Genomic DNA, 23,867 nt, shown 5'->3' on the forward strand with positions numbered 1-23,867 from the left:
TTCCTCCCCCTGGCCCCCGCCAGTCCCGCCTGCCCCTCTACTTCCCTCCTACCCCTCGCTTCCCCTCCGGTCTCCTCTCCGACCGCTCGCTCTCGCCCCCGTGTGATCAGTGCCCCCCGTGTGATGAGCCTCCCGTGTGACGAGTGACCCCCACGTGATGAGTGATACCACCCCGTGCCTGCCCAGTGCCGACCCCGTGCGCCGACCCCGTGCGTTCGACCCCGTGCCCGCACCGGCCTGAGCCCCGGCCCGGTCCCGGACCCCCTCCGTGGACCGGGCCGTGGCTCTCAGTTCTGGTGGGACTGGTAGTGCGTGACGGCGTCCGAGGTGCGGCCGGCGCCGTAGACGCGCAGGAACTCCGCCAGCTCCGGATGGGTCGGGGCGAGGCTGTCCGCGGCGTCGATGATGTCACCCGCGGCGGCCACCGAGCGCAGCAGCGACTGGATCTCCCGGACCACCCGCTTGACCGTCGGCGCCCCCGAACCGCTTGTGGTCTGGATGGTGTTGCTCAGCACGGAACCCCCTTGAGACTTCTTGATCTCGTCCATGCGCTGGGTCGCCTCGGCCGCGCTCACGCTGCCGTCCGCGACCTGGGCCGCCAGCTCCTGCAGCAGCTGCACCCGCTGGACCACGGCGGGATTGCCGATCTTCGCCCGCTGGCCGCTCATCAGCTGCGAGAGCATCGGAGCGGACAGCCCCAGGACCGCCGCGAGACGGGCCTGATTGAGCCCGAGATCGTCGATCAGCTTACGGAAGAGCGCCCCCAGCGGCTCCCCGTACCAGTTCCGCTGCAGCTCCCGCGCTCTCGCGGTGGCTTCCTGCTGTGCGGCGTCCATTGCGTCTCCCCATCGCTTCCCCTAAGAAACCGCGGTTCGCTGTAGCGAACCACGTCGAGCATCCTACGGAGAGTGGTCATCCGCGGGGACCCCCAATCTTTTTGCGGGATACCCGGGGTGACCCGGTACTCTGGTCTGCGGCACCGGCCGGAATGCGACACCTCCGGCGGGCTGCTGCCGTACGGGGCCTTAGCTCAGTTGGTAGAGCGCCGTCTTTGCATGGCGGATGTCAGGGGTTCGACTCCCCTAGGCTCCACTTCACCAGACCCCTCTGACCTGCGGAAACGCGGTTGGAGGGGTCTTTTTGTCCGCTAGGCGTGAGACCGGCCGGCGCGGAAAGCGCTGAGACGCAGGTGCAGCGCCATCAGGGCCTTGCCGGCATGGGCGGAGCGGACGTGGGGGCGCAGGCCGACGAACATCTGCCCATGAGCGCGAGCCTCATCCGACTCGGTGGTGTCAGAGCGCGGTTCGGTCGACCGGGCACGGGTCGGCGCGGCGGGCCACGTCGAGCAGGGCGTGCAGCGTGCGCTCGCCCGGCCCCAGCCGCGGACGCCACTGGGCCACGATGCTGACCGGGCGGATCCGTTCGGCCAGCCGCAGCTCGACCAGCTCCCCCTCCCGCAGCTCCCGGGTGACCGCCAGCTCCGGCAGCAGCGAGACCCCGTGCCCGTGCCCGGCGAGCCGCAGCAGCGCCGACAACGACCCCTGAATCACCGTGAGTTGGGCACCCGCCAGCAGATCCCGGCCGAAGCGGTCCACCAGCATCTCCGAGGTGCACCCGGCCTCGGCCACCAGGAAGTCGTACTGGAGCATCTGCTCGGGCGTCACCATCTCCTGCCGGGCCAGCGGATGGCTGGGTGCCGCCACCAGAACCGTCCGGTCGTGCCCGACGACCGCGTGTGGGCCGAGCGCGCGGATGCCGTTGTCGTACTGGAAGACCAGGTCCAACTCGCCCGCGCCGAAAGCCTGCTCCAGCGTCTTGCGGTTGGCCACCGTCAGGTCGACGTCCGCTCCGGTGTCCGGGCCGCCCGCGCCGTACTCCAGAGCGGCCAGCACCTCGGGCATCCATACGTGCGCCAGTGACTCCTGCGCCCCGATCCGCAGCCGTGGCCGGTCGCCGCGCGCCGCCCGCCGCATCCGCTCCTCCAGCTCCAGGGCCTCACGCGCGTGCGGAAGGAGCCGGGCACCGGCCTCCGTGAGCGCCGCGCCCGTGCCCGCGCGTACGAGCACACTCACGCCCAGGTCCGCCTCCAGCCGCTTGAGCTGGGCGCTGACACTGGACTGTGCGTATCCCAGGGCCTGTGCGGCGGCGGAGATGCCGCCGTGCTCGGCGACCGCGACGAAAGCGCGCAGATAGCGGGAGTCCACGGGAGCAGCGTATCCGTCCCATCGGACTTTCCGATGGGGGTATCGGAATCGCGGCGTCGCAGGCCGCACGCCCGTGGGGACACGCTGCAGCCATGACCACAGCCGACCCCGTGTCCCGCCCCTCCGGCGTCGCCGCAACGACCGCACCTCCGGAAGAGCCGGCCCCGGCACCTTCGACGGTCCGCTCCAAGCTGACCTTCGCCGGCATCGCCACCGGAAACCTGCTCGTCCTGCTCGACACCTCGATCCTCAACGTCGCGGTGCCCGACGTGCAGAAGTCACTGCACCCGGCCGCCGCCGCACTGCCCTGGGCCGTCGACGCCTACACGGTCGTCTTCGCCGGCCTGCTGCTGGCCGGCGGTGTCATCGCCGACCGGTGGGGTGCCCGGCGCGTCTACGTCTGCGCGCTCGGCCTGTTCGCCGCGCTGTCCGTGGTCTGCGCCCTCGCGCCCGACGTCGGTTACCTGATCGCGGGCCGTGCGCTGCTGGGTGCGGCCGGCGCCGGTCTGGTGCCCGCCTCCCTCGCGCTGCTGATCCACCTGAACCCCGACCCGGCGCGCCGTACCCGCGCCATCGGCGCCTGGACCGCGCTCAGCGGTCTGGGAGCCGCGGCCGGACCCGTGCTCGGCGGCGCCCTCGTCGAACTCGGCGGCTGGCGCCTGGTGTTCCTCGTCAACCCGCCCATCGCGCTGGCCGCACTGCTCCTCGCCCGCCGGCTGCCCGTGCCGCCGGTACGGGCCGTCCGTGCCCTGGACCGCCCTGGCCTGGCCCTGTCCACCGCCGGCCTCGGTCTGCTCACCTTCGGTCTCGTCGAGGCCGGCATCGAGGGCTGGGGCTCGCCGTACGCCCTGGTTCCCGTCGTGGCCGCGCTCCTCTGCTTCGCCGCGGTGGCCCTGGTGGAGCGCAGGGTGGCCTCCCCGGTCCTGCCGCCGGCGCTGCTCGCCCTGCCGAAGGTGCGGGCCGCCATGGTCGCGGCCGCGGTGTCCTGCTTCGCCTATTTCGGCGGGATGTACATGTTCGCCGTATGGCTCCAGCACACCTACGACCTGACCCCGTTCAAGGCCGGCCTGGCATCCCTGCCGATCGCCTTCCCCGTGTGCGTCATGCCCTTCTTCACCGGCCGGCTCGTGGCTCGCCACGGCCCCCGCCCGGTCCTGCTGGCCGGCATGTCCGCCTCTGTCGTCGCCGGTGTCCTGCTCGCCCTCTGCGGCGGCCATCATCCGCCGCTGCCGCTGATCATCGCCGCCGAGCTGGCACTCGCCGCCACCGGCACGCTGTCCATCCCGAGTGCCGCCGCCGCGATGGCCGTCTCGGCGCCGCCCGAGTACGCCGCCACCAGCCAGGGCGCGCTCAACGGCATCCGGCAGGCGGGCTCGGCGCTGGGCGTCGCGGTGCTCGGCACCCTCGGCGCGCTCACCACCTCCGGCTATGTCCTCATCGGCATCGGCCTGCCCGCCGTGCTGCTCGTGACCAGGGCGACGGCCAAGCCCAGCGCCTGACGCCGGTGCTTTTCCGGGCTCAGTCAGCGAGCACCGCCGCGATGTGCTCGACGGAGGGCGCGTCGACCTTCCCGCGCGGGTGATGCAGGGATACGAACGTGCATGGGCGTGTCCTGGTGGCCAGGACCCGGCCGGCCGCCTGCTCCGGATCCGCTGGTGACGGATGCCCCGTGCCGGTTCCTCGCTTGTCGCGGGTTCGCTGGGCGGCTGCCGGCCGACAGGGAGGGGCATGAGTGGGAAATGCCGACACGGACTTCGACGTCCGGCTTCAGGACGTCCCGCTCACCAACCGCCGCCCGGATGTCGATCGTGTACCGCTCGGACACGATCGACATCACCCCCACCCGCCCTGAGCACGTGCTGCTCGTCGCGGAGGTGGTGTCGCCGGGCTCGGAGACGACGGACCGGATCGTGAAGGTCGACCAGTACGCCAAGGCAGGCATCGGCTTCTACCGGCGGATCGAGCAGGCCGCGACAGGCGTCCCTCTCGTGTACACCTACGTTCTCGACCCCGCGACGAAGGCCTACCGGGACGGAGAGGTTTTCACCGGTGTCGTGAAGGTGGCGGCGCCCTTCGCGGTGGAGACCGACCTGGGCCGGGTCTGACCCCGGTGCCGCGGGCCTACTGGCCCTGGCGCTTGCGCCGTCGGTCCATGCGCCGGGACTTCTGGGTGTACTCGATCACGTACGCGGTGGGGTGCAGGCCTCCGCTCGTCACCTGGACCTCCTTGATCACATGGATCCGGCGGGTCTCCTGAACGGCCTGCTGGAAGCGTTTCTTGTCCTCGGTGAGCAGGACGGCTCGTCCTTTCGGGTGGAGCACCCGGGCCAGCTCGGCGAGGAACTCCGGATACAGGCGGCTGTTCACCTCGTGCGAACCCACCCGCTTGCCGAACGGCATGTTGGAGACGACACGGTCCACGGACTGCGAGGGCAGGGGCATGAGCTCGGCCCGCGCCTCGGCCAGCAGATGCGGTGTGCGGACGAGTTCAAGGTTGAGCCGGGCCACCCGCAGTGCCTTGAGCGAGATGTCGGTGCCGAGCAGAAAGCCGCCCTTGCCGACCGCGTCGGTCTCCGTGAGGAGGGTTCCGGAGCCGCAGAACGGGTCGTACACCGTGCTGTCCGCCTCGGGTTTGGCGAGCTGCACGAGCAGGCTCGCGACCACCGGGTTCACCGACGCGGGAATGCGGTGCAGCTTCGGGTAGCGGCGCGAGCGGTGCAGGGCGCCGACCTCGGCCACCAGGAAGCGGCCATGCTCGGCGATGTTGATGTCCCAGGCCCTGGGGTCGTTCTTCCAGCCGAGCGTGCCGCTCACACCGTCGATGAACGCGTCACGGCCCTCGATGCGGTCCACCCGGTAGGCGGGCGGGCCCGACAGCGCGCCGATGACCCCGTCGTCCGTCGACTCCTTCAGCCGCGCCAGGGCGTCGGCGAAGCCGTCGACCCGGGCGTGCTCCGTCTCGTCCAGGACGACCGAAAGAGACGAGAACATCCGCAACGGCATCAACTGCTGGAGCGATCCGTCGAAGTCGAAGTGCACCGAGTCGCTGGTACGGCGGATATTCGCCAGTGCCGGCGCACCGATGTCATGACAGTGCTGGAGGAGACGGTCCACGACGCCCGGCAGGCTTTCCAGGTGAAGATGGCCGCGTACCGGGGAGGCCAGGTCGATTTCCCTGAGCACCTTCATCCTCCGGACCCTGCGTGTACGTCGCGCAGGCCACCCCTGCTGCCTGCGAAGATTCTCGACACAATGTCCAGGATCTCATACGGCCGGACCGCCACAGGGCGGCCGGACCCGAGCGTGGGAAAGGGCTCCGTACGGTAGCGGACTGAGCATGGCACGCACGGAGAAGGCGCGATTCACCGCACAGGACTGGATCGACGCGGCGATCAGCGCGATGGCGGACGGTGGCGTCCGTGCGGTCGCCATCGAGCCGCTCGCCGCCGAACTCGGGGCCAGCAAGGGCAGCTTCTACTGGTTCTTCGCCAACCGCGACGCGTTGGTGAAGGCCGCGCTGCGGCACTGGCGCGATGCGACGACCGACGGGGTGGCCGCCTCGCTGGCCGAACTGCCGGATCCCGCCGCGAAGTGTCCGCGCTGCTGGAGTACGTCTTCGACAGCCCCTCCCGGGGCATCGAGATCGCCTTGCAGGCCGACGCGGCGCGCCCCGAGGTCCGTGAGGTCCTCGCGGAGACGCACCGGCGCCGGCTGGACATCCTGCGGCAGCTGCTCACCGAGACCGGACTGCAGCCGTCGGAGGCCGAGTCGTCGGCGCTCTCGCTCTACGCCGTCCACCTCGGCGTCCTCCATCTGCGGCGCACCGACCCGGAGCTGGTCCCCGCGGGGGCCGACGGGGGCGACTTCCAGCAGTCGGTCCGGAACCGGCTGCTGCCCTCCCTCGGCTGACCCGGGGCCGGCCGACCATGCCGGCGGTACGGCGCGCTCAAGCCGCCGTATGTCGCAGCATGGATCGGATGATCATGGGGTGCACCACGCGGACCGGAAGGAAATACAGCCGCCCGAACAGGCTGTGCCGGTGCACCACGGTGGCGACCGAGAGCTGGAGTCCCTCACCGCTGCGGGCGACGTGCACACAGGCGCGGAAGCCGAGATGGCCGCTCCGTACGGGACCGTACTGTGCAGGCCGGTTTCACGTGAAACGGGCCGTGGGGCATGACGAGCATCAACTTGCCCTGCCCCACGGCCCGTTCGGCTGCCTGTGGTCTTTGACCTGTGGTCGTCAGGTGTCTCCAGCGGTCCCCGCGTGGACCGGATCCCCGCCTCGACCCGATCCCTGCTCGGACCGGACTACTCGTCGTCGTTCGTTGCCTCGTCCTCGGCCTGCTTCGCCTGGACCTCGGGGTCCAGCAGCGAACCGCTGCCGTCCACCGAGCTGAGCCGGCCGCCCGACTCGGGCACCTCCGTCGCCGCGGGCGGCTCGACCAGCCAGTCGGGGTTGGCCTGCTTGTCCCACCACTTCCAGGCGGCGAAGGCACCACCGGCCAGCACCGTCAGCAACGCCAGTGCCTTCACGGCGCGGCCGGCCCGGCACCGGCGCTCATTTCTGTGGGCCAGCTTCTGGATCTCCTCCGCCGAGACCTGGCCACGCAGCGCGGCCAGGGCGGCGGCGCCCCGTGCGGCGGCCTCGTCACGGACCGGACCGGCCGCGGCCACCGCCTGCTCGATCCTCGGACGCGAGTACTCGGCGGCCTGCCGGGCCGCCTTGCGGGCACGGACGGCGGCCTCCTGCGCGGCCGCGTCCATCATCGGCGGCACATGCGTACGAGCCTGCTCCAGACGCGGGGCGAGCCGGGCGTCGTACTGCACGCGGGCCTGCTCGGCGGCCTGCGACACCACGGGCGCCAGCCGTACGCGTGCCTCCTGCGCATAGAGCGCGGCACGCTCCTTGGCCGTGTCGGCGTAGGGCGCCACCACTTCCGCGGCGTGCAGCACGCTGTCCTTCGCCGAGCCGGCCGCGGCGCGCACGCTGTCTTTGCGGGTCACGGGTTCCTCCTCCTCGGTGGCGTACGGTATTTCGACTTTCCACCCTTTTACGGATCATGCATCCCTGCCGTCCATACGGCATGCGAGGACGGGCATATGGGTGCCGATCGCTCCCTCGGCTTCGATTCCGGATGAATACCGGGCAACCCGAGCCTGCAGTCGACCCTGCCACGAATCCCCGCCGAGCGCTGCCCCACGAGCGGAACCGGTGGGCGCCGGGCGACGTACGGGTGCGACCGTGCGAGGATCGGGGAGTCACAGGAAGACAACGGAAGGCAGATCGTGGCCGAGCAGCTTTACGCCACCCTGAAGACCAACCACGGCGACATCGTGGTCCGGCTTTTCCCGAACCACGCGCCCGAGACGGTCAAGAACTTCGTCGAGCTGGCCCAGGGTCAGCGCGAGTGGACGAACCCCAGCACGGGTCAGAAGACCACCGCGCCGCTCTACGACGGCACGGTCTTCCACCGCGTCATCAGCGGTTTCATGATCCAGGGCGGCGACCCGCTGGGCAACGGCACCGGCGGCCCCGGCTACCAGTTCAAGGACGAGTTCCACCCGGAGCTGTCCTTCAACAAGCCGTACCTGCTGGCCATGGCCAACGCCGGCCCGGGCACCAACGGCTCGCAGTTCTTCATCACCGTCTCCCCGACGACGTGGCTGACCCGCAAGCACACCATCTTCGGTGAGGTCACCGACGAGGCCAGCCAGAAGACGGTCGACACGATCGCCGGCGCGCAGACCAACCCGCGCAACGACCGTCCGGTCAAGGACGTGGTCATCGAGTCCGTCGTCATCGAGACGCGCGAGGGCTGAGCCCACCGCTCCCCGGACCGAGTTCCCCGGACCGATCCCACGGGGAACCAAACGCCCCGCTCGTCCGTACCAACGATGAGCGGGGCGGGGTACTGCCGGGGCAGCCCACGACAAGCAAGGGGAACCGATGGAAGAGGCCGCAGCAGCCGCACAGGACGCTCACCGCGTGCCCGTGTGCTACCGGCACCCGGACCGTGAGACCGGCGTGCGCTGCACCCGCTGTGAGCGCCCCATCTGCCCCGAGTGCATGGTCAGCGCCTCGGTCGGCTTCCAGTGCCCCGAGTGCGTACGCGGCGGCAGCGGCACAGGACACGCACCGACGGCGTCCCAGCCGCGCACCCTCGCCGGCGGCACGGTCATGGCCGACCCGCGGCTGCTCACCAAGGTGCTGATCGGCATCAACCTCGCCGTCTTCCTGGTGCAGCTCTCCGTGGGCGACAGCTTCACCAACCACTTCGAGCTGATCGGCCGGGCCCAGTACTCCCTGTTCGGCCCCGTCGAAGGCATCGCCGAGGGCCAGTACTACCGCCTGCTGACCGCGATGTTCCTGCACGGCGGCTACACCCACATCCTGTTCAACATGCTCAGCCTGTGGTGGATCGGCGGCCCCCTGGAAGCGGCCCTCGGCCGCGCCCGCTATCTCGCGCTGTACTTCGTCTCGGGACTGGCCGGCAGCGCGCTCACCTATCTCCTCGCCGAGCCCAACATGCCCTCGCTCGGCGCCTCCGGCGCGATCTTCGGCCTCTTCGGTGCGACCGGCGTGCTGATGCGCCGCCTCAACTACGACCTGCGCCCGCTGGTCGCCCTGCTGGCGATCAACCTGATCATCACCTTCACCCCGGGCTTCAACATCGCCTGGCAGGCCCATATCGGTGGTCTCGTCGCCGGTGTCGCCGTGGGCTATGCGATGGTCCACGCTCCGCGCGAGCGCCGGACGCTCGTCCAGTACGGCGCCTGTGCGGTCGTACTCGCCGTCGTGGTGGTGCTGACGCTGGTCAGGACCGCTCAGCTCACCTGATCCACACCTGATACCGAACCGTTGTCCACAGCCTGTGGCGGATCTTGTGCATGCCGTGCGGGCACAGTTGTGCCCCCTGTCGCTCGGATGTGTTTCCGCAGGTCAGACAGGGGGCGAACTGGTGTATGGGGGCCGGTAGGTCAGTCACACCGGCGTCAACCCTCGATGAGTTATCCACAGATCGTCTTTCTTTTCCCCATGTGGAAAACGGCTGTGGATAACTGGGTGGATAGCCCTGGGCAGAGCTACTTCCACTGCGTGGAGACACCGAAGCCGGCGGCGATGAAACCGAAGCCGACCACGATGTTCCAGTTGTCCAGGGCGTCGATGGGCAGCGAGCCATCGGTCACATAGAAGACGACGATCCAGGCCAGACCGATCACGAACATGGCCAGCATGACCGGCGCGACCCAGGCACGGCTGTTCAGCTTGATCGTCTGTGTCTGCTTCGCCGTCGGCGGCGTGTAATCGGCCTTCTTGCGGATACGTGACTTCGGCACGAGGGTCTCTCCTGTCGATGCGCTGCGTGGCCGCGCAGATAGCTGGGTCGGGCTCGGGGCAGCGTACAAGGGCGCAATATGACGACTCTGTGTGCTCCCCCGGGCGTCCGTTAGCGTAGTGCTTCCGTGGCGCCGAAGGAGATAAGGGTACGTTGAGCAATTCTGCCGACTCCCCCGGGACGCAATCAACGGCCTCCGGCTATAGCAGCCGGCCGCGTCTTCGCCCTGCGCGGATGCTCACGGCGGCCGTCTTCGCCCTCGCGGGGCTCATCTTCTTCACCAGCTTCAACACGGCCAAGGGCACCGACATCCGCCAGGACGGCTCCCTGCTGAAGCTGTCCGACCTGATCCAGCAGCGCAGCCGTAAGAACAAGGAGCTGGACGAGTCCAACGCGGCCGTGCGCGGGAGCCTGGAATCCCTCGCCGAGAGTGACGACGGCAGCACCAAGGCGCAGGACCGCAAGCTCAGCGGTCTGGAGCGGAGCACCGGCACCCAGCAGCTGACCGGGCACGGCATCACCGTCACCCTGAATGACGCCCCGCCCAACGCCACCGCCAAGCTCCCCGGCTATCCCGAGCCGCAGCCCGACTATCTGGTCATCCACCAGCAGGACCTGCAGGCCGTGGTGAACGCGCTGTGGCAGGGCGGCGCCCAGGGCATCAAGGTCATGGACCAGCGGCTGATCTCCACCAGTGCGGTGCGCTGCGTCGGCAACACGCTGATCCTCCAGGGTCGGGTCTACTCGCCGCCGTACAAGATCACGGCGGTCGGGGACCCGGACAAGCTGCAGCAGGCGCTCGCGGCGAGCAAGGCGATCCAGACCTACATGGTGTACGTCAATGTCTATGGCCTCGGCTGGAAAGTCACCGACGACGGGACGGTGACTCTTCCCGGCTACTCGGGCACAGTGGATCTGCACTACGCGAAGCCCGTGCAGTAGCCATCCGTCAGCCGTCCGTCACGGAGGCGCCGGTGCGCGTGATCGTCCGGACCGTCAGCGAACTGTGCATCACCGTCGGCACCCTGATCGTGCTCTTTGTTGCCTATGTGCTGTTCTGGACGGGCGTGCGGGCCGACGGTGCCATGAACGACCAGATCGATCAGCTGCACCGGCAGTGGTCGCGGGGGAGCATGCAGCCGGCGGCCGCCGCGGGCGAGCGGAAGCCGGGCGCCGAGACGAAACCGGCGCCGTACCGCTACGGCAAGGCCTTCGCGATCATGTACATCCCGCGGCTTGGTTTCACGTGGAACAAGCCGGTCCTGGAGGGCACCGGACGGGATGTGCTGGAGAAGGGGCTCGCTCACTACGCGCGCACCGCGCGGCTCGGCGAGGAGGGGAACTTCGCGGTGGCCGGTCACCGGCGCACCTACGGCGATCCGTTCAAGGACTTCCCCGAGCTGCGCCCCGGGGATGCCGTCGTCCTCACGGACGGGACCACCTGGTTCACGTATCGGATCGACAAAGGGCCTTACAAAACCGTCCCCACGGACGTTGAGGTGATCGACCCTGTGCCACGTAAGTCCGGGTATACGCGTCCGGGCCGTTATCTGACGCTGACCACGTGCGATCCGGAATGGGGGCACAGTCACCGGCTGATCGTCTGGGCGCACCTGGACTCCACACAGTCTGTGGAGGCAGGCGAACCGGAAGCTCTGCGCCGCTAGTCTGGTGCCGTACGGCGTGAGTCTGGTGCCGTGGGGAGACGGAAGGAACGGCATGTACGGCTGGATCTGGCGGCATCTGCCCGGGAACGTATGGGTGAGGGCGCTCATCTCGCTTCTGCTGGTCCTGGCCGTGATCTACGTCCTCTTCCAATACGTCTTCCCGTGGGCCGAACCGCTGCTGCCCTTCAACGATGTGACGGTGGACAACCAGTGAGTGCGCGCATTCTCGTCGTCGACAACTACGACAGCTTCGTCTTCAACCTGGTCCAGTACCTGTACCAGCTGGGTGCCGAGTGCGAGGTGCTGCGCAACGACGAGGTGTCGACGGCGCACGCCCAGGACGGCTTCGACGGAGTGCTGCTCTCGCCCGGCCCGGGGACGCCGGAGCAGGCGGGCGTGTGCGTGGACATGGTCCGCCACTGCGCCGCGACCGGCGTCCCGGTCTTCGGAGTCTGTCTGGGCATGCAGTCGATGCAGGTGGCGTACGGCGGTGTGGTGGACCGGGCGCCCGAGCTGCTGCACGGAAAGACCTCGCTGGTGGAGCACGAGGGCAAGGGCGTCTTCGCGGGCCTGCCCACCCCCTTCACGGCGACCCGGTATCACTCGCTGGCCGCCGAGCCGGCGACGGTGCCGGCCGAGCTGGAGGTGACCGCCCGCACCCACGACGGCATCATCATGGGCCTGCGCCACCGCGAACTCCCGGTCGAGGGTGTGCAGTTCCACCCGGAGTCGGTGCTGACCGAGCATGGTCATCTGATGCTGGCCAACTGGCTGGTGGAGTGCGGTGACCAGGGTGCCGTGGCGAGGTCGGCGGGGCTTGCCCCGGTGGTGGGCAGGGCCACGGCGTGACCGCGCTGCGCCCGGAGCGCAAGACCGATGCCTCGTACGGGGATCAGTCGTACGAGGCTTCCGGTGCGCTTGGGGACGGGGACGGGGACAGGTACGGCGAGGCGTACGGCGGCCCCTACGGTCCCTACGACTATGACGAGCGGCACGAGGAACCGTTCCGGCCCGCTCGGGACGACGAGACGATGGCGCTGCGGATTCCCGATGCGCCGCTCGGCCCGGAGAGCGAGCCTATACGCGCCTCTGCGGCCTCAGCTGCCTCCTCGGCCACTGGGCCCACGGTCGGCGGCCGTGCCGCCCGCAGAAAGGCCGCCAAGCGGCGCGGTGGCCGCCATGGCGGCGGCCGTGAGGCGACGACCGCCGAGACACCGCCGGAGGACGCGGGGTCCGGCCGGCCGCTGTCCCGGGTGGAGGCGCGGCGGCAGGCGCGGCTGCGCAAGGCGAGCCCGGCCGTCATCGCGAGCCGGGTGATCGGCGAGGCGTTCATCACCACCGGCGTCCTGATGCTGCTGTTCGTCACCTACCAGCTGTGGTGGACCAACATCCGTGCCCAGGCGCAGGCGGGCAGCGAGACGCACCAGCTGCAGAACGACTGGGCCAGCGGCAAGCGCAACCCGGGTGTCTTCGCCCCAGGGCAGGGCTTCGCCATCCTGCACATCCCCAAGCTGGATGTGGTCGCGCCGATCGCGGAGGGCGTCAGCACCGAGAAGGTGCTCAACAAGGGCATGGTCGGGCACTACGGCGAGGCCCCGCTGAAGACGGCGATGCCCGACGCGAAGACCGGAAACTTCGGTCTCGCCGCGCACCGCAATACGCATGGCGAGCCCTTCCGGTACATCAACAAGCTCAAGCCCGGCGACGCGATCGTGGTCGAGGAGCAGGACACATATTTCGTGTACAAGGTGACCAGCACGCTGCCGATGACCTCGCCGGGCAACACGGGCGTGCTGTCGCCCGTTCCGCCGGGCTCGGGTTTCACCGAACCGGGCCGTTACATCACCCTCACCACCTGCACGCCGGAGTTCACCAGCAAGTACCGGTTGGTCGTCTGGGGCAAGATGGTCGAGGAACGCCCGCGCGCCAAGGGCAAGCCGGACGCGCTCATCGAGTAGGGCTTCAGCGAGTAGGGGCAGAGAAAACTGTGGCAGCGACCGCCGACGACACCGCAGAACACACGGACGCGTCCGACCCGAGTCCCGCCCCGGGCGGCCGTCGGCCCGGCCGGATCGCGAAGACGGTCAGCGTCTTCGGTGAACTCCTCATCACGGCGGGGGTGTTGCTCGCCCTGTTCGTCGTCTACTCGCTGTGGTGGACGAACGTGATAGCGGACCGCAAGGCGGACAAGCGTGCCGACAAGGTCCGCGACCACTGGGCGCAGACGACGGACTCCGGTCCGGGCGCGCTGGACACCAAGGACGGCATCGGCTTCCTGCATGTGCCGTCGATGAAGAACGGCGCGGTCCTGGTGGAGAAGGGCACGGGCACGGACGTCCTCAACGACGGCGTGGCCGGCTACTACCTGGACCCGGCCAAGGCCACGCTTCCCACCACCGGCAAGGACGGCAACTTCACCCTTGCGGCCCACCGGGACGGGCACGGCGCGAAGTTCCACAACATCGACAAGGTGAGGACGGGCGACCCGATCGTCTTCGAGACGCGGGACAACTGGTACGTCTACAAGGTCTACTCGATCCTTCCGGAGACCTCGAAGTACAACGTCAAGGTCCTCTCGGCGGTCCCGAAAGAATCCGGCAAGACCAAGCCGGGCCACTACATCACCCTGACGACCTGCACTCCCGTATACACCTCGGAGTACCGCTACGTGGTCTGGGGCGAACTGGTCCGCGTCCAGAAGGTCGACAGCAAGCGGACGCCTCCGGCGGAGCTGCAGAGCTAGGATCCCGAAAGCCCGAAGCCTCAACCATCACTTGCGGCTTCGGGCCCGTGGCACAGTGGCGTGACCGCTACTCCAAAATGACCAATGCGGTCCCAGAACTCCACTTCTCCAGCCTGCTGGACGCCGGTGCGGAGCGCGATGAGTTCCCGCCGGTGCTCGCCCGACGTTTCGATCAGGGTGTTGAACATTGGTACGACCGTCTTGTCGAGGATGTGGGTGATGCGGGGAGAAGAAGGCAGGGATGGGATGTAAGACCGAATCCCACTGAGTTACTTGAAGTCACTCAGTTCTGCGCCTGTCAGGACCCGGTAGCCGTTCGTCTCCAGCTCGGTTCGGTGGTCATGCACGAGTGCTCGGATAGCCTGCTCAGCGACGCTGAAGTATGCCGCCACCATCGCCGTCGTCACGTGCATCCCGTCCGGCAGCAGTGACAGCGCCTTGACTCTGCCGAGCATGTCCGTGCGATCTAGCACGTTGTTGCGCAGGGCCTGGATTTCCGCAGCACTGTTTCGTCGATCACGTTCTGCCCCCTCCCACTCGCCTCGTGGCCATACGACCGGGGCAGAGACTCCATCTCTCACCTCACCTGATCAACGAGTAGCAGCGTATGAAAGACGCGATCGGCGAAGGAACTGCTGTGCGATCGCAAGGTGTAGGAAAAGGCGGGGCACTACATAGCCCTGACGACGTGCATCCCGCTTTTATGTGAGCACTATCGGTGTGTGGTGTGGGGCGAACTGGTCCGGGTGGAGAAGGTAGACAGCAAGCGGACTTCGTCGCGCGAACTGCGCTGACAGACCTCCTTCGACCGAGCCCGTCACTTAGCACGACGAAGGACCGAAGCAGCAACTTGCTCTTGCGGCTTCGGTCCTTCGTTGGTTCAGGACTATCGCAAACACCGTGAGGGGTAGCCCGGCGTTCTACGCTTCGACTCGTGGTGCCACCGCACTTACCCCGCCAAGCTCGGCGAAGGAATAGATTCCTATTGGGGCAAGCTCGTGATTTCACCCCTATGAGATTCGTTTGTAGCTCCAGACGGGCCACCCGGTTTGTGCCTCTATATCGTAGTAGCCCCATGGACTGTCGAAATGAAGGCTTGAGGCGCAGTTTTTGTCCGGGTAGTAGCGAACGTTGTACCTCTTCTTATTGACCAATGAACGTACTCTGCCGTCAAAGTAGCACGTCCCCTGGTGAAGGCCCGACCAGGTCTCCGCGCCCTTGTAATTCGCCTTGGGCCAGCTGCACATATTGGAGGAGCATGAAGGCTCCCTGGGTGGGGCCGCATAAGCGGAGTTTGTGGTGCTTGTCAGTAAGACGCCCGAAGCTATGCTTGCCAGCAGAGCGGTAATGACTCTTCTCTTCATCGCCATTTCCTAGTCAAGGGTGCCGTTTTGATCCGCAAGAAGCGAAGCGATCATAATATTTTTCCGCGCTTCGGGGTGTGGATATTTCGGCCAACTTTGACGTGGTCGGGGCGTTGAGAGGGTATGGAAAGAATGGGCGTTCCACGCCTATTGGCGTGGAACGCCCATCTAGCCCTCTGTATGGGGCGTCAGCCGTTGTTGCCGCCGAGGAAGCCGCCGCCGCCGTTGTTACCGCCGCCGCCGATGTCCAGGGTGGTCAGGACGATCTGGGTGGTGGCGGGATCGGCCTGGGTGCCCGCGGTCGGGGTCTGCTGGATGACCCGGGCCTTGTCGTCGTTCGAGCCGCTGACCTGGATGTTCGTGTAGCCGCTCTGCTGCAGGGTCTGCTCGGCCTGCTTCAGGGTCTGGCCCGTGACGCTCGGCACCTGGCCCTGGGTCTGGCCGCCGCCCTGGAACTTGCCGACGTTGATCGCGACCGGCGTGTTCTTGGCGACCTGCTGGCCCGCGGCCGGGTTGGTCGACAGGACCTTGCCGTCCTGGGTCTGGTCGGTGGTGGGGGTCTGGGTGCAGTCGCCGGGCGCCAGGCCCAGGTTCTGCAGCTCGCTCTTCGCGTCGTCGCAGGACTTGCCGACGAGGTCGCCCGGGATGGTCACCTTGTCCGCGGCCTTGGCGACCGTGAGGGTGATCGTGGTGCCCTTCTCCTGGCTGGAGCCGCCCTTCGGGTCCTGGTCCATGACCACGCCGGGTGTCTGGGTCGACTCCTGGGTCTGCTTCTCGACCTCGAAGCCCTTCTCCTTGAGGAGGGACTGGGCCGCGGCGAACTGGCTGCCGCGCACGTCCGGGACGGTGACCTTGGGCGCGCCCGTCGAGACGACCAGATTGATGATGGTGCCCTTGGCGACCTTGCCGCTGTCCGGATCCTGCGAGCACACATTGCCCTTGGGCTGGTTGTCGCAGGGTTTGTGGGAGCTGCTGACCTTCAGGTCGACGTTCTCGGCCATCTTCTTGGCCGTGCCCTCGGACTGGCCGACGAAGTTCGGTACCGGCACCCTGCCGTCCCCCGTGTTGTGGCCGGTCGCCACCCACTTGCCGATCAGGATCGCGCCGATCAGGACCAGGATGCCCGCGACCACCAGCAGGATCGTGGAGGTGTGGGACTTCTTCGGCTGGCGGCCGCGGCGGCCCGGGGCGTCGTCGTAGCCGTAGCCGCCGTCGTCCGGGTTCATCGGCGGGAGCATCGTGGTCGCTCCCCCGCCGCCGTCGGGGCGCAGCGCCGTGGTCGGCTGGTCGTCGGGGTAGCCGCCGTAGCCCGCGGCGCCCATCGCGGCCGTCGCTCCGACCGGCTGGCCGTCCAGACAGGCCTCGATGTCGGCGCGCATCTCGTCGGCCGACTGATAGCGGTAGTTCGGGTCCTTGACCAGCGCCTTCAGGACGATCGCGTCCATCTCGGGGGTGATCTCGGGGTCGAAGACCGACGGAGCCTGGGGCTCCTCGCGGACATGCTGGTAGGCCACGGCCACGGGGGAGTCGCCGACGAAGGGCGGGCGGACCGTCAGCAGCTCATAGAGGAGGCAGCCCGTCGAGTACAGGTCCGAGCGGGCGTCCACCTGCTCGCCCTTCGCCTGCTCCGGCGAGAGGTACTGGGCGGTGCCGATCACGGCCGCGGTCTGGGTCATGGTCATGCCGGAGTCGCCCATGGCGCGGGCGATGCCGAAGTCCATCACCTTGACCTGGCCGTTGCGGGTCAGCATGACGTTGGCCGGCTTGATGTCACGGTGGACGATGCCGTTGCGGTGGGCGTACTCCAGACCCTGGAGGATGCCGACGGTCATCTCCATCGCGCGCTCCGGCAGGAGCTTGCGACCGGAGTGAAGAAGCTCACGGAGCGTGGAACCGTCGACGTACTCCATCACGATGTACGGGATGGAGACCCCGTCGATGTAGTCCTCGCCCGTGTCGTAGACCGCGACGATCGCGGGATGGTTGAGCGAGGCGGCCGACTGGGCCTCCCGGCGGAACCGGGCCTGGAAGGACGGATCACGCGCGAGGTCCGCGCGCAGCGTCTTCACCGCCACGGTGCGACCGAGCCGGGTGTCATGCGCGAGGTAGACCTCCGCCATGCCACCACGACCGAGCACCTGGCCCAGTTCGTACCGGCCGCCGAGGCGACGCGGCTCTTCCATAGCTACCTACCAGCCCTCTCCGTCGGTCCCGGCCGCGCACCGTCGTGCGCCGCCGGAGGCTGCCGTCCGGGCCTACCGTACCCGGCTCGCTTTGTGTGACCTGGCCAAGCCCGCAACCCGATACAGGACCGGTATCGCAACGTGCAACGATGTGAAGGAGGCGTGACGGGTGTCACTTCTTGGACTTGATGACGGCCTCCATGACGTCCTTCGCGATCGGTGCCGCGAGGCCGCCGCCGGAGATGTCGTCGCGGTTGGCGCTCTCGTCCTCGATGACCACGGCCACGGCGACCGGCGAGCTGCCGTCGGGCAGCTTGGCGTAGGAGAGGAACCACGCGTACGGGTTGGCGCTGTTCGCCACACCGTGCTGCGCGGTACCGGTCTTGCCGCCCACCGTGACGCCGGGGATCTTCGCGTTCGTACCGGTGCCCTTCTCGACCACCGTCTGCATCATGTCCTGCAGGATCTGCGCGTTGGCCGAGGACAGCGGCCGGCTCAGCTCCTTCGGCTCGGTCTGCTCGACGGTGTCGACGTTGGGCGACTGGAGCTTGTCGACCATGTACGGCTTCATCAGCTTGCCGTCATTGGCGACCGCCGAGGCGACCATGGCCATCTGCAGCGGGGTCGCGGCGGTGTTGTACTGGCCGATGGAGGACAGCGCGGTCTGCGACGGGTTCATGTGGTCGGAGAACACCGAGGCGTTCGAGCGGACCGGGGTGAACTGCTCGGAGTCGAAGCCGAACTTCTTCGCCTCAGCCAGCATCTTGTCGTTGCCGAGGTCGGACCCGATCTTGCCGAAGACGGTGTTGCAGGAGTACTGCAGCGCCGTCCGCAGGTCGGCGTCCTTGCAGGGGATGTTGCCCTCGTTCTTCAGCTGGGTCGTGGTGCCCGGCATGGTCCACGGCAGCGGCGAGTCCGTCTTCTCGTCGGCCGAGGTGTACTTGCCGTTCTCCAGCGCGGCCGCGGCCGTGACCACCTTGAACGTGGAGCCCGGCGGGTAGGTCTCGCGCAGCGCCCGGTTCAACATCGGCTCGGCCTTGCTGTTCTTCAGCGTGTTCCAGGCCTTGGAGTCGCCGTCGCGGTCGCCCGCGAAGGCCGAGGGGTCGTACGACGGGTAGGAGGCCAGCGCCAGGATCTTGCCGGTGGACGGCTCCAGGGCGACGACCGCGCCCTTGCCGCCCTGCTTGGACAGCCCGTCGAACGCTGCCTTCTGAGCGGGCGCGTTCAGTGTGGTGACCACGTTGCCGCCCTGCTTCGGCTTGCCCGTGATCATGTCGAGGGTGTTGCGGAAGAAGAGCCGGTCGTCGTTGCCGGAGAGGATGCCGTCGTCGAGCTTCTCCAGTTGGCTGCTGTCGAAGGCCTGCGAGGAGTAGCCGGTCACCGGGGACCACATGGCCCCGTCCTTGTAGGTGCGCTTGTACTTGAACTGTCGGCCCTTGACCTCGGTCGACCCGGTTATCGGGTTCCCGTCGACGATGATGTCGCCGCGCGGGTGGGCGTAGCGCTCGATGCGGACTCTGAGGTTGTCCTTGTCAGCGGCGAGCTGGTCGGCCTTGACGTACTGGAGATAGTTGTCGCGGATCAGCAGGGCCAGCACGAGGAGGCCGCAGAAGATCGCGATCCGGCGCAGGGGCTTGTTCATGACGGGCGGACCACCTGGGTCATCTCGGCGTCGGGGTTGCCGGCGGGCATGGGCGCCGGGCGGCGGGCGGTGTCACTGATGCGGATCAGGATGCCGATCAGCGCCCAGTTGGCCAGCACGGAGGAACCGCCGTAGGCGACGAACGGCATCGTCATACCGGTCAGCGGGATGAGGCCCATCACACCGCCGGCCACGACGAACACCTGCAGGGCGAAGGCGCCGGACAGGCCCACGGCGAGCAGCTTGCCGAACGGGTCGCGGGCGGCGAGGGCGGTGCGCACGCCGCGCTCCACGATCAGGCCGTAGATCAGGAGCATCGCCATGATGCCCGCCAGGCCCAGCTCCTCGCCGAAGGTCGCGAAGACGAAGTCGGAGTTGGCGGCGAACTTGATCAGGTCCGAGTGGCCCTGGCCCCAGCCGGTGCCGAGGGTGCCGCCGGAGCCGAACGCCCACAGGGACTGCTGCAGCTGGTCGGAGTGGAGGATGCCGTCGTGGGTGACCTGGCGGCTGAGCTGGTACTCGCGCATCGGGTTGAGCCAGGCGTTCACACGCGTCTGGATGTGCGACTCGAAGCTCGCCACACCGACCGCGCCGACGGCGGACATCAGCAGACCGAAGACGATCCAGCTGGTTCGCTCGGTGGCGACGTACAGCATGATCACGAACATGCCGAAGAACAGCAGCGAGGTGCCGAGGTCGGTCTCGAAGACCAGGATGAGGATCGACATCGCCCAGACGACCAGGATCGGACCGAGGTCGCGGCCGCGCGGCAGGTACAGGCCCATGAAGCGGCGGCTGGCGAGGGCCAGGGCGTCCCGCTTGACCATCAGGTAGCCGGCGAAGAAGACGGCGAGGACGATCTTCGCGAACTCGCCGGGCTGCAGGGAGCCGAGGCCGGGGACCCTGATCCAGATCTTGGCGCCGTAGATGTCGGCCCCGAGGCCCGGCACCAGTGGAAGAAGCAGCAGGACCAGGGCGCAGACCATGGAGATGTAGGTGTAGCGCTGCAGGGCGCGATGGTCTTTCAGGAAGATCAGCACTGCGGCGAACATGGCGATGCCCAGCGCGCTGTACAGCAGCTGGCGAGGCGCGGCCGCGGCGAAGTGGGGCAGCGACTGCAGCAGCTTCGACTGGTCCAGCCGCCAGATGACGACGAGCCCGAGCCCGTTGAGCAGGGTGGCCAGCGGCAGCAGCAGCGGGTCGGCGTACGGCGCGAACTTCCGTACGGCGAGGTGGGCCACGCCGGCCAGCAGACCGAGGCCGAGGCCGTACTCCAGCAGTCCGGCGGGTACCTGGTTCTTGATGGCCAGGCCCACGTTGGCATAGGCGAACACCGGGATGGCCACGGCGAAGACCAGCAGGGCCAGCTCGGTGTTGCGGCGGCTCGGTGCGCCGATGGCGCCGATCGTGGAGGTGTGGTGCGTCGGCGGGTTAGTCGTACTGCTCATCGTGTGACAGGGCCTCTCGCGGCTTCGCTACTGCTTGCCGCACTGATCGACGACCTTCTGCTCATCCTCGGAGAGGCTCGGGCCGGGGTTCGGAGTGGCGGTCGGGGACGGGGACTTCGAGGACGTTGTCGGGGGCTTCTTCGACGTCGTGCCCGTCGTACCTGTCGCACCTGTCGTACCTGTAGACGGGTTGGGCGTCGGTGATGCCTTGGACGTGAAGGCGGTACGGGTGGTTCCCGTGGTGCCTCCGGCCTCGCCCTGGCCCGTTCTGGCGTTCCGCTCGGACTCGGCGGCCTGGCGCTGCGACTGCTTGCGGCATGCGGAGGCCTGCACGGACAGTGCCTCGATCTTCGCCTGGGCCTGTTGCAGACCGCCCGCGGCGATCGTCGACTTCACCTGCTTCTGCTGGTACGGCGGCAGGTACTTGAGTTCGATCTCGGGGTGGTCCTTCTCCACCTTCGAGAGCGACACCCAGGCCAGGTCCTGGCTGATCCCGCGGTACAGCGCCACATGCTCGTCCTTGGCGCCGACGTAGTACTGCGTCTGCGTCCAGCGGTAGCCGCCGTAGAGGCCGCCGCCGATGACGGCGAGCGCGAGCGCGCCGTAGAGGGTGCCCTTCAGCCATGTGCGGCTCTTGCGCGGCTTGGTGAAGTCCTCGTCGGTGTAGTCGCCGAAGCTGCCCGCCGGGACGTAGCCGGTGGTGTCGCCGGAGCCGGGCGGGCCGAACTCGCCGCCGCCGTGCCCGTGGGCGTGCCGGCCCAGGTGGGCGGCGCGGCCGGCCGGGGTCTGCATGATGCCGTTGTCGTGCAGGTGGTGCTGGTTCTCGGCGACGGCGCCGACCACGATCGGCTGGTCGGACAGCTGGACGGCGAGGGTGTCACCGGTGTCCAGGTCGAGGACGTCGGCGACGATGACGGTGATGTTGTCCGGGCCGCCGCCGCGCAGCGCGAGCTGGATCAGCTCCTGCACGGTCTCCTGCGGGCCCTGGTAGCTGGCGAGGGCCTCTTCCATCGTCTGATGGGAGACGACCGCGGACAGCCCGTCGGAGCAGATCAGATAGCGGTCGCCGGCGCGGACCTCGCGGATCGACAGGTCGGGCTCGACATGGTCGCCGCTGCCGAGGGCGCGCATCAGCAGGGAGCGCTGCGGGTGAGTGGTGGCCTCTTCCTCGGTGATCCGGCCCTCGTCGACGAGCCGCTGCACCCAGGTGTGGTCCTGGGTGATCTGGGTGAGCACCCCGTCCCGCAGCAGATAGGCGCGGGAGTCGCCGACGTGGACCAGGCCGAGCCGCTGGCCGGTCCACAGCAGGGCGGTGAGGGTGGTCCCCATGCCCTCCAGCTGGGGGTCCTCCTCGACCATGGCGCGCAGCTGGTCGTTGGCGCGCTGCACGGCCTCGTCGAGGGAGGTGAGGATGTCGGAGCCGGGCACGTCGTCGTCGAGCGTGACCAGGGTGGAGATGACCTCGGAGGAGGCGACCTCGCCGGCCGCCTGGCCGCCCATGCCGTCGGCGATCGCGAGCAGTCGGGGACCGGCGTAACCGGAGTCCTCGTTGCCCTCGCGGATCATGCCCTTGTGCGATCCGGCGGCAAAGCGCAGTGACAGACTCATGCGCACCTCGCCCGTCGGCTCCGAATGCAGCCGGTCGTGTCGAGCCACACTGCCCACCCTCCGGTCGGGAGCGCACCGCAGACCGGAGTGCGGCCTGCCGCTGCGTGCTCGCTCCGCTCGCGCTCACTCATGATGTAGCACTACTTCCGCAGCTCGATGACGGTCTTGCCGATGCGGATCGGCGAGCCCGGCTGGATCGGCGTGGGGGTCGTCAGCCGGGACCGGTCCAGGTAGGTGCCGTTGGTGGAACCCAGATCCTCGACGATCCACTGACCGTCGCGGTCCGGGTAGATCCTGGCATGGCGGCTGGAGGCGTAGTCGTCGTCCAGCACGATCGTGGAGTCGTGCGCCCGGCCCAGAGTGATCGTCTGGCCCTGCAGCGCGACGGTGGTGCCGGTCAGTGTGCCTTCGGTCACCACCAGCTTGGTGGGGGCGTTACGGCCGCGCCGGCCGCCGCCCTGCTGGCCTCGCTGCTGGTTTCGCTGCTGCGGGGGCGCGGCTGGCTGCTGCCGGGCCGCCTGCTGCTGCTGGCGGCCGGCCTCCCTGCGCGATCCGCGCTGGGTGACGCGCGTACCGAACAGGTCGCTCCGGATGACCTGCACGGCCACGATCACGAACAGCCACAGTACGGCCAGGAAACCCAGCCGCATGACCGTGAGGGTCAGCTCTGACATTGCCCCCGCTTCACCCTTCGGCTTGCCTATAGATAACGGTGGTGCTGCCCACGACGATCCGCGAGCCGTCGCGGAGCGTAGCGCGGGTGGTGTGCTGCCCGTCCACCACGATGCCGTTGGTGGATCCGAGATCCTGGATCGTCGAGGGCGTCCCGGTCCGGATCTCGCAGTGCCGGCGGGAGACGCCGGGGTCGTCGATCCGCACGTCGGCGTCGGTGCTGCGGCCCATCACCAGCGTCGGTCGGGAGATCTGGTGGCGGGTGCCGTTGATCTCGATCCAGTAGCGGGGGCGTCCGCCGCTCGTGGGTGTGCCCGTGGGCCGCTGGCCGGCGGGCTGGGGGTAGCCGGAGCCGCCGGGGCGGGCGCCGGGCGGCGGCGTGGCCGGCATCGGGGGCGCACCGGCGGGCGCGGCGGGCGGGTAGCCGTATCCGCCGCCCTGGGCGCCCTGCGCGGGGCGGCCGGGGGCCGGGGCCGCGGGGGCCTGCTGGCTGCTGGAGGAGGCCAGGGTGCGCGAGCGCACCCGGTACAGACCCGTGTCCAGGTCCTCGGCCTTCTCCAGATTGACCTTGATCGGGCCCATGAAGGTGTAGCGCTGCTGCTTGGCGTAGTCGCGCACCATGCCGGCCAGCTCGTCACCGAGCTGCCCGGAGTAGGGGCTGAGCCGCTCGTAGTCCGGCGCGCTCAGCTCCACGATGAAGTCGTTGGGTACGACGGTCCGGTCGCGGTTCCAGATGGTCGCGTTGTTGTCGCACTCGCGCTGGAGCGCGCCGGCGATCTCCACGGGCTGGACCTCGGACTTGAAGACCTTGGCGAAGGTGCCGTTCACCAGACCTTCGAGACGCTGCTCGAACTTCTTCAGGACTCCCATGGGGCACCTCCTCCGTCCCGGTCGTCTGCGTTGCCCTGTTGTGTAGCCGCTGCCTTGCCTGTACTGCCTGTTCCGCTGGTGCTGCTTGCCGGTGCTGCTTACTGATCGTATCTACGCGCCCGGCAA

24 protein-coding genes, 1 tRNA gene and 3 pseudogenes are annotated in these 23,867 nt (G+C 68.5%); 13 read left to right on the plus strand and 15 right to left on the minus strand.

The genetic code is table 11. From position 1 onward, the window contains the following. Positions 1–287: 287 nt before the first annotated feature. Entirely contained in the window at positions 288–836 is a 549-nt protein-coding gene (locus IE277_RS16410) for a helix-turn-helix domain-containing protein (protein ID WP_189953011.1), read from the minus strand. Between the two features lie 183 nt (positions 837–1,019). Here IE277_RS16410 and IE277_RS16415 point away from each other — a divergent pair. Then, positions 1,020–1,092: transfer RNA gene (locus tag IE277_RS16415), tRNA-Ala, on the plus strand. Positions 1,093–1,292: 200 nt separating this feature from the next. On the opposite strand, the gene IE277_RS16420 is transcribed toward IE277_RS16415, so the two are convergent. Further along, entirely contained in the window at positions 1,293–2,204 is a 912-nt protein-coding gene (locus IE277_RS16420) for a LysR family transcriptional regulator (RefSeq protein WP_189953013.1), read from the minus strand. A 92-nt stretch (positions 2,205–2,296) separates the two neighbouring features. Between IE277_RS16420 and IE277_RS16425 the strand changes: the two genes are divergently transcribed. Continuing rightward, entirely contained in the window at positions 2,297–3,703 is a 1,407-nt protein-coding gene (locus tag IE277_RS16425; RefSeq protein ID WP_189953015.1) for an MFS transporter, read from the plus strand. Positions 3,704–3,942: 239 nt separating this feature from the next. Continuing rightward, positions 3,943–4,309: pseudogene (locus IE277_RS16430) on the plus strand (Uma2 family endonuclease); the annotation flags it as partial. Positions 4,310–4,325: 16 nt separating this feature from the next. On the opposite strand, the gene IE277_RS16435 reads toward IE277_RS16430, so the two are convergent. After that, positions 4,326–5,393 (minus strand): methyltransferase domain-containing protein, encoded by a 1,068-nt coding sequence (locus tag IE277_RS16435; protein ID WP_189953017.1) that lies wholly within the window; start codon positions 5,391–5,393, stop codon positions 4,326–4,328. 148 nt (positions 5,394–5,541) lie between these two features. Between IE277_RS16435 and IE277_RS49520 the strand changes: the two are divergent. Both IE277_RS49520 and IE277_RS16445 read left to right on the plus strand, forming a co-directional pair. Further along, positions 5,542–5,709: pseudogene (locus tag IE277_RS49520) on the plus strand (helix-turn-helix domain-containing protein); the annotation flags it as partial. 86 nt (positions 5,710–5,795) lie between these two features. Beyond that, positions 5,796–6,113, plus strand: a complete 318-nt coding sequence (locus IE277_RS16445; protein ID WP_189953019.1) for a hypothetical protein — start codon at positions 5,796–5,798, stop codon at positions 6,111–6,113. A 37-nt stretch (positions 6,114–6,150) separates the two neighbouring features. Here IE277_RS16445 and IE277_RS49525 read toward each other — a convergent pair. After that, positions 6,151–6,318: pseudogene (locus IE277_RS49525) on the minus strand (DUF2867 domain-containing protein); the annotation flags it as partial. 197 nt (positions 6,319–6,515) lie between these two features. Next, positions 6,516–7,211 (minus strand): DUF5324 family protein, encoded by a 696-nt coding sequence (locus tag IE277_RS16455; protein ID WP_189953023.1) that lies wholly within the window; start codon positions 7,209–7,211, stop codon positions 6,516–6,518. 282 nt (positions 7,212–7,493) lie between these two features. Here IE277_RS16455 and IE277_RS16460 point away from each other — a divergent pair, with 282 nt between their 5' ends. Both IE277_RS16460 and IE277_RS16465 read left to right on the plus strand, forming a co-directional pair. Beyond that, positions 7,494–8,027, plus strand: a complete 534-nt coding sequence (locus IE277_RS16460) for a peptidylprolyl isomerase (RefSeq protein ID WP_189953025.1) — start codon at positions 7,494–7,496, stop codon at positions 8,025–8,027. 127 nt (positions 8,028–8,154) lie between these two features. After that, positions 8,155–9,045 carry a rhomboid family intramembrane serine protease gene (locus tag IE277_RS16465; protein WP_189953027.1) on the plus strand — a complete coding sequence of 297 codons (891 nt, stop codon included), beginning with the start codon at positions 8,155–8,157 and terminating at the stop codon, positions 9,043–9,045. A 245-nt stretch (positions 9,046–9,290) separates the two neighbouring features. On the opposite strand, the gene crgA is transcribed toward IE277_RS16465, so the two are convergent. Beyond that, a complete protein-coding gene (gene crgA, locus IE277_RS16470; protein ID WP_189953028.1) occupies positions 9,291–9,545 on the minus strand; it encodes a cell division protein CrgA in 255 nt (84 codons plus the stop codon). Positions 9,546–9,697: 152 nt separating this feature from the next. On the opposite strand from crgA, the gene IE277_RS16475 reads away from it, so the two are divergent. Genes IE277_RS16475 through IE277_RS16500 form a run of 6 tightly spaced genes read left to right on the plus strand, consistent with a single transcriptional unit; the run spans position 9,698 to position 13,954 of the window. Beyond that, on the plus strand, positions 9,698–10,486 hold the full coding sequence (locus IE277_RS16475) for a DUF881 domain-containing protein (RefSeq protein ID WP_189953030.1): 789 nt from the start codon (positions 9,698–9,700) through the stop codon (positions 10,484–10,486). Positions 10,487–10,518: 32 nt separating this feature from the next. Then, positions 10,519–11,211, plus strand: coding sequence for a class E sortase (locus IE277_RS16480; RefSeq protein ID WP_189953032.1), 693 nt, complete (start codon positions 10,519–10,521; stop codon positions 11,209–11,211). A 52-nt stretch (positions 11,212–11,263) separates the two neighbouring features. Beyond that, positions 11,264–11,425 carry a hypothetical protein gene (locus IE277_RS16485; protein WP_189953034.1) on the plus strand — a complete coding sequence of 54 codons (162 nt, stop codon included), beginning with the start codon at positions 11,264–11,266 and terminating at the stop codon, positions 11,423–11,425. Continuing rightward, a complete protein-coding gene (locus tag IE277_RS16490) occupies positions 11,422–12,060 on the plus strand; it encodes an aminodeoxychorismate/anthranilate synthase component II (protein WP_189953036.1) in 639 nt (212 codons plus the stop codon). The genes IE277_RS16485 and IE277_RS16490 overlap by 4 nt, the downstream gene beginning before the upstream one ends. Next, positions 12,057–13,169: a class E sortase gene (locus IE277_RS16495; RefSeq protein WP_189953038.1), complete on the plus strand. Its 1,113-nt coding sequence runs from the start codon at positions 12,057–12,059 to the stop codon at positions 13,167–13,169. Before IE277_RS16490 ends, IE277_RS16495 begins: the two co-directional genes overlap by 4 nt. A gap of 29 nt (positions 13,170–13,198) precedes the next feature. Beyond that, positions 13,199–13,954: a class E sortase gene (locus IE277_RS16500; protein ID WP_189953040.1), complete on the plus strand. Its 756-nt coding sequence runs from the start codon at positions 13,199–13,201 to the stop codon at positions 13,952–13,954. Positions 13,955–13,974: 20 nt separating this feature from the next. Here the strand turns inward: IE277_RS16500 and IE277_RS47185 are convergent, their stop codons facing one another. The 9 genes from IE277_RS47185 to IE277_RS16540 all read right to left on the minus strand — a co-directional run bounded on the left by IE277_RS47185 (position 13,975) and on the right by IE277_RS16540 (position 23,741). Continuing rightward, complete coding sequence (locus IE277_RS47185; protein WP_229881594.1) at positions 13,975–14,142, minus strand: hypothetical protein; 168 nt, start codon at positions 14,140–14,142, stop codon at positions 13,975–13,977. 81 nt (positions 14,143–14,223) lie between these two features. Next, complete coding sequence (locus tag IE277_RS47190) at positions 14,224–14,409, minus strand: hypothetical protein (RefSeq protein ID WP_229881597.1); 186 nt, start codon at positions 14,407–14,409, stop codon at positions 14,224–14,226. Positions 14,410–14,964: 555 nt separating this feature from the next. After that, the gene (locus tag IE277_RS49530; protein WP_373310801.1) at positions 14,965–15,324 is read right to left on the minus strand and encodes a peptidase inhibitor family I36 protein; all 360 of its coding nucleotides are present in this window, start codon (positions 15,322–15,324) and stop codon (positions 14,965–14,967) included. Positions 15,325–15,506: 182 nt separating this feature from the next. Next, positions 15,507–17,501 carry a Stk1 family PASTA domain-containing Ser/Thr kinase gene (pknB, locus tag IE277_RS16515; protein WP_189953043.1) on the minus strand — a complete coding sequence of 665 codons (1,995 nt, stop codon included), beginning with the start codon at positions 17,499–17,501 and terminating at the stop codon, positions 15,507–15,509. A 172-nt stretch (positions 17,502–17,673) separates the two neighbouring features. Then, the gene (locus IE277_RS16520) at positions 17,674–19,143 is read right to left on the minus strand and encodes a peptidoglycan D,D-transpeptidase FtsI family protein (protein WP_189953045.1); all 1,470 of its coding nucleotides are present in this window, start codon (positions 19,141–19,143) and stop codon (positions 17,674–17,676) included. After that, the gene (locus IE277_RS16525) at positions 19,140–20,591 is read right to left on the minus strand and encodes an FtsW/RodA/SpoVE family cell cycle protein (RefSeq protein ID WP_189953047.1); all 1,452 of its coding nucleotides are present in this window, start codon (positions 20,589–20,591) and stop codon (positions 19,140–19,142) included. The genes IE277_RS16520 and IE277_RS16525 overlap by 4 nt, the downstream gene beginning before the upstream one ends. 27 nt (positions 20,592–20,618) lie before the next feature. Next, positions 20,619–22,199, minus strand: a complete 1,581-nt coding sequence (locus IE277_RS16530; protein WP_189953049.1) for a Stp1/IreP family PP2C-type Ser/Thr phosphatase — start codon at positions 22,197–22,199, stop codon at positions 20,619–20,621. A gap of 140 nt (positions 22,200–22,339) precedes the next feature. Next, positions 22,340–22,873, minus strand: a complete 534-nt coding sequence (locus IE277_RS16535) for an FHA domain-containing protein FhaB/FipA (RefSeq protein ID WP_189953051.1) — start codon at positions 22,871–22,873, stop codon at positions 22,340–22,342. Between the two features lie 10 nt (positions 22,874–22,883). Further along, a complete protein-coding gene (locus IE277_RS16540) occupies positions 22,884–23,741 on the minus strand; it encodes an FHA domain-containing protein (RefSeq protein WP_189953053.1) in 858 nt (285 codons plus the stop codon). Positions 23,742–23,867: the final 126 nt, after the last annotated feature.

Source organism: Streptomyces alanosinicus (assembly GCF_014650595.1).
GTDB lineage: Bacteria > Actinomycetota > Actinomycetes > Streptomycetales > Streptomycetaceae > Streptomyces > Streptomyces alanosinicus.

Bases quoted from the DNA above. Each gene is read 5' to 3' on its own strand.
- IE277_RS16435 (WP_189953017.1), bottom strand. From the start codon at position 5,393: ATGAAGGTGCTCAGGGAAATCGACCTGGCCTCCCCGGTACGCGGCCAT.
- IE277_RS47190 (WP_229881597.1), bottom strand. From the start codon at position 14,409: ATGCTCGGCAGAGTCAAGGCGCTGTCACTGCTGCCGGACGGGATGCAC.
- IE277_RS49530 (WP_373310801.1), bottom strand. From the start codon at position 15,324: ATGGCGATGAAGAGAAGAGTCATTACCGCTCTGCTGGCAAGCATAGCT.
- IE277_RS47185 (WP_229881594.1), bottom strand. From the start codon at position 14,142: ATGTTCAACACCCTGATCGAAACGTCGGGCGAGCACCGGCGGGAACTC.
- IE277_RS16540 (WP_189953053.1), bottom strand. From the start codon at position 23,741: ATGGGAGTCCTGAAGAAGTTCGAGCAGCGTCTCGAAGGTCTGGTGAAC.
- pknB (WP_189953043.1), bottom strand. From the start codon at position 17,501: ATGGAAGAGCCGCGTCGCCTCGGCGGCCGGTACGAACTGGGCCAGGTG.
- IE277_RS16425 (WP_189953015.1), top strand. From the start codon at position 2,297: ATGACCACAGCCGACCCCGTGTCCCGCCCCTCCGGCGTCGCCGCAACG.
- IE277_RS16465 (WP_189953027.1), top strand. From the start codon at position 8,155: ATGGAAGAGGCCGCAGCAGCCGCACAGGACGCTCACCGCGTGCCCGTG.
- IE277_RS16525 (WP_189953047.1), bottom strand. From the start codon at position 20,591: ATGAGCAGTACGACTAACCCGCCGACGCACCACACCTCCACGATCGGC.
- IE277_RS16410 (WP_189953011.1), bottom strand. From the start codon at position 836: ATGGACGCCGCACAGCAGGAAGCCACCGCGAGAGCGCGGGAGCTGCAG.
- IE277_RS16520 (WP_189953045.1), bottom strand. From the start codon at position 19,143: ATGAACAAGCCCCTGCGCCGGATCGCGATCTTCTGCGGCCTCCTCGTG.
- IE277_RS16535 (WP_189953051.1), bottom strand. From the start codon at position 22,873: ATGTCAGAGCTGACCCTCACGGTCATGCGGCTGGGTTTCCTGGCCGTA.
- IE277_RS16485 (WP_189953034.1), top strand. From the start codon at position 11,264: ATGTACGGCTGGATCTGGCGGCATCTGCCCGGGAACGTATGGGTGAGG.
- IE277_RS16530 (WP_189953049.1), bottom strand. From the start codon at position 22,199: ATGAGTCTGTCACTGCGCTTTGCCGCCGGATCGCACAAGGGCATGATC.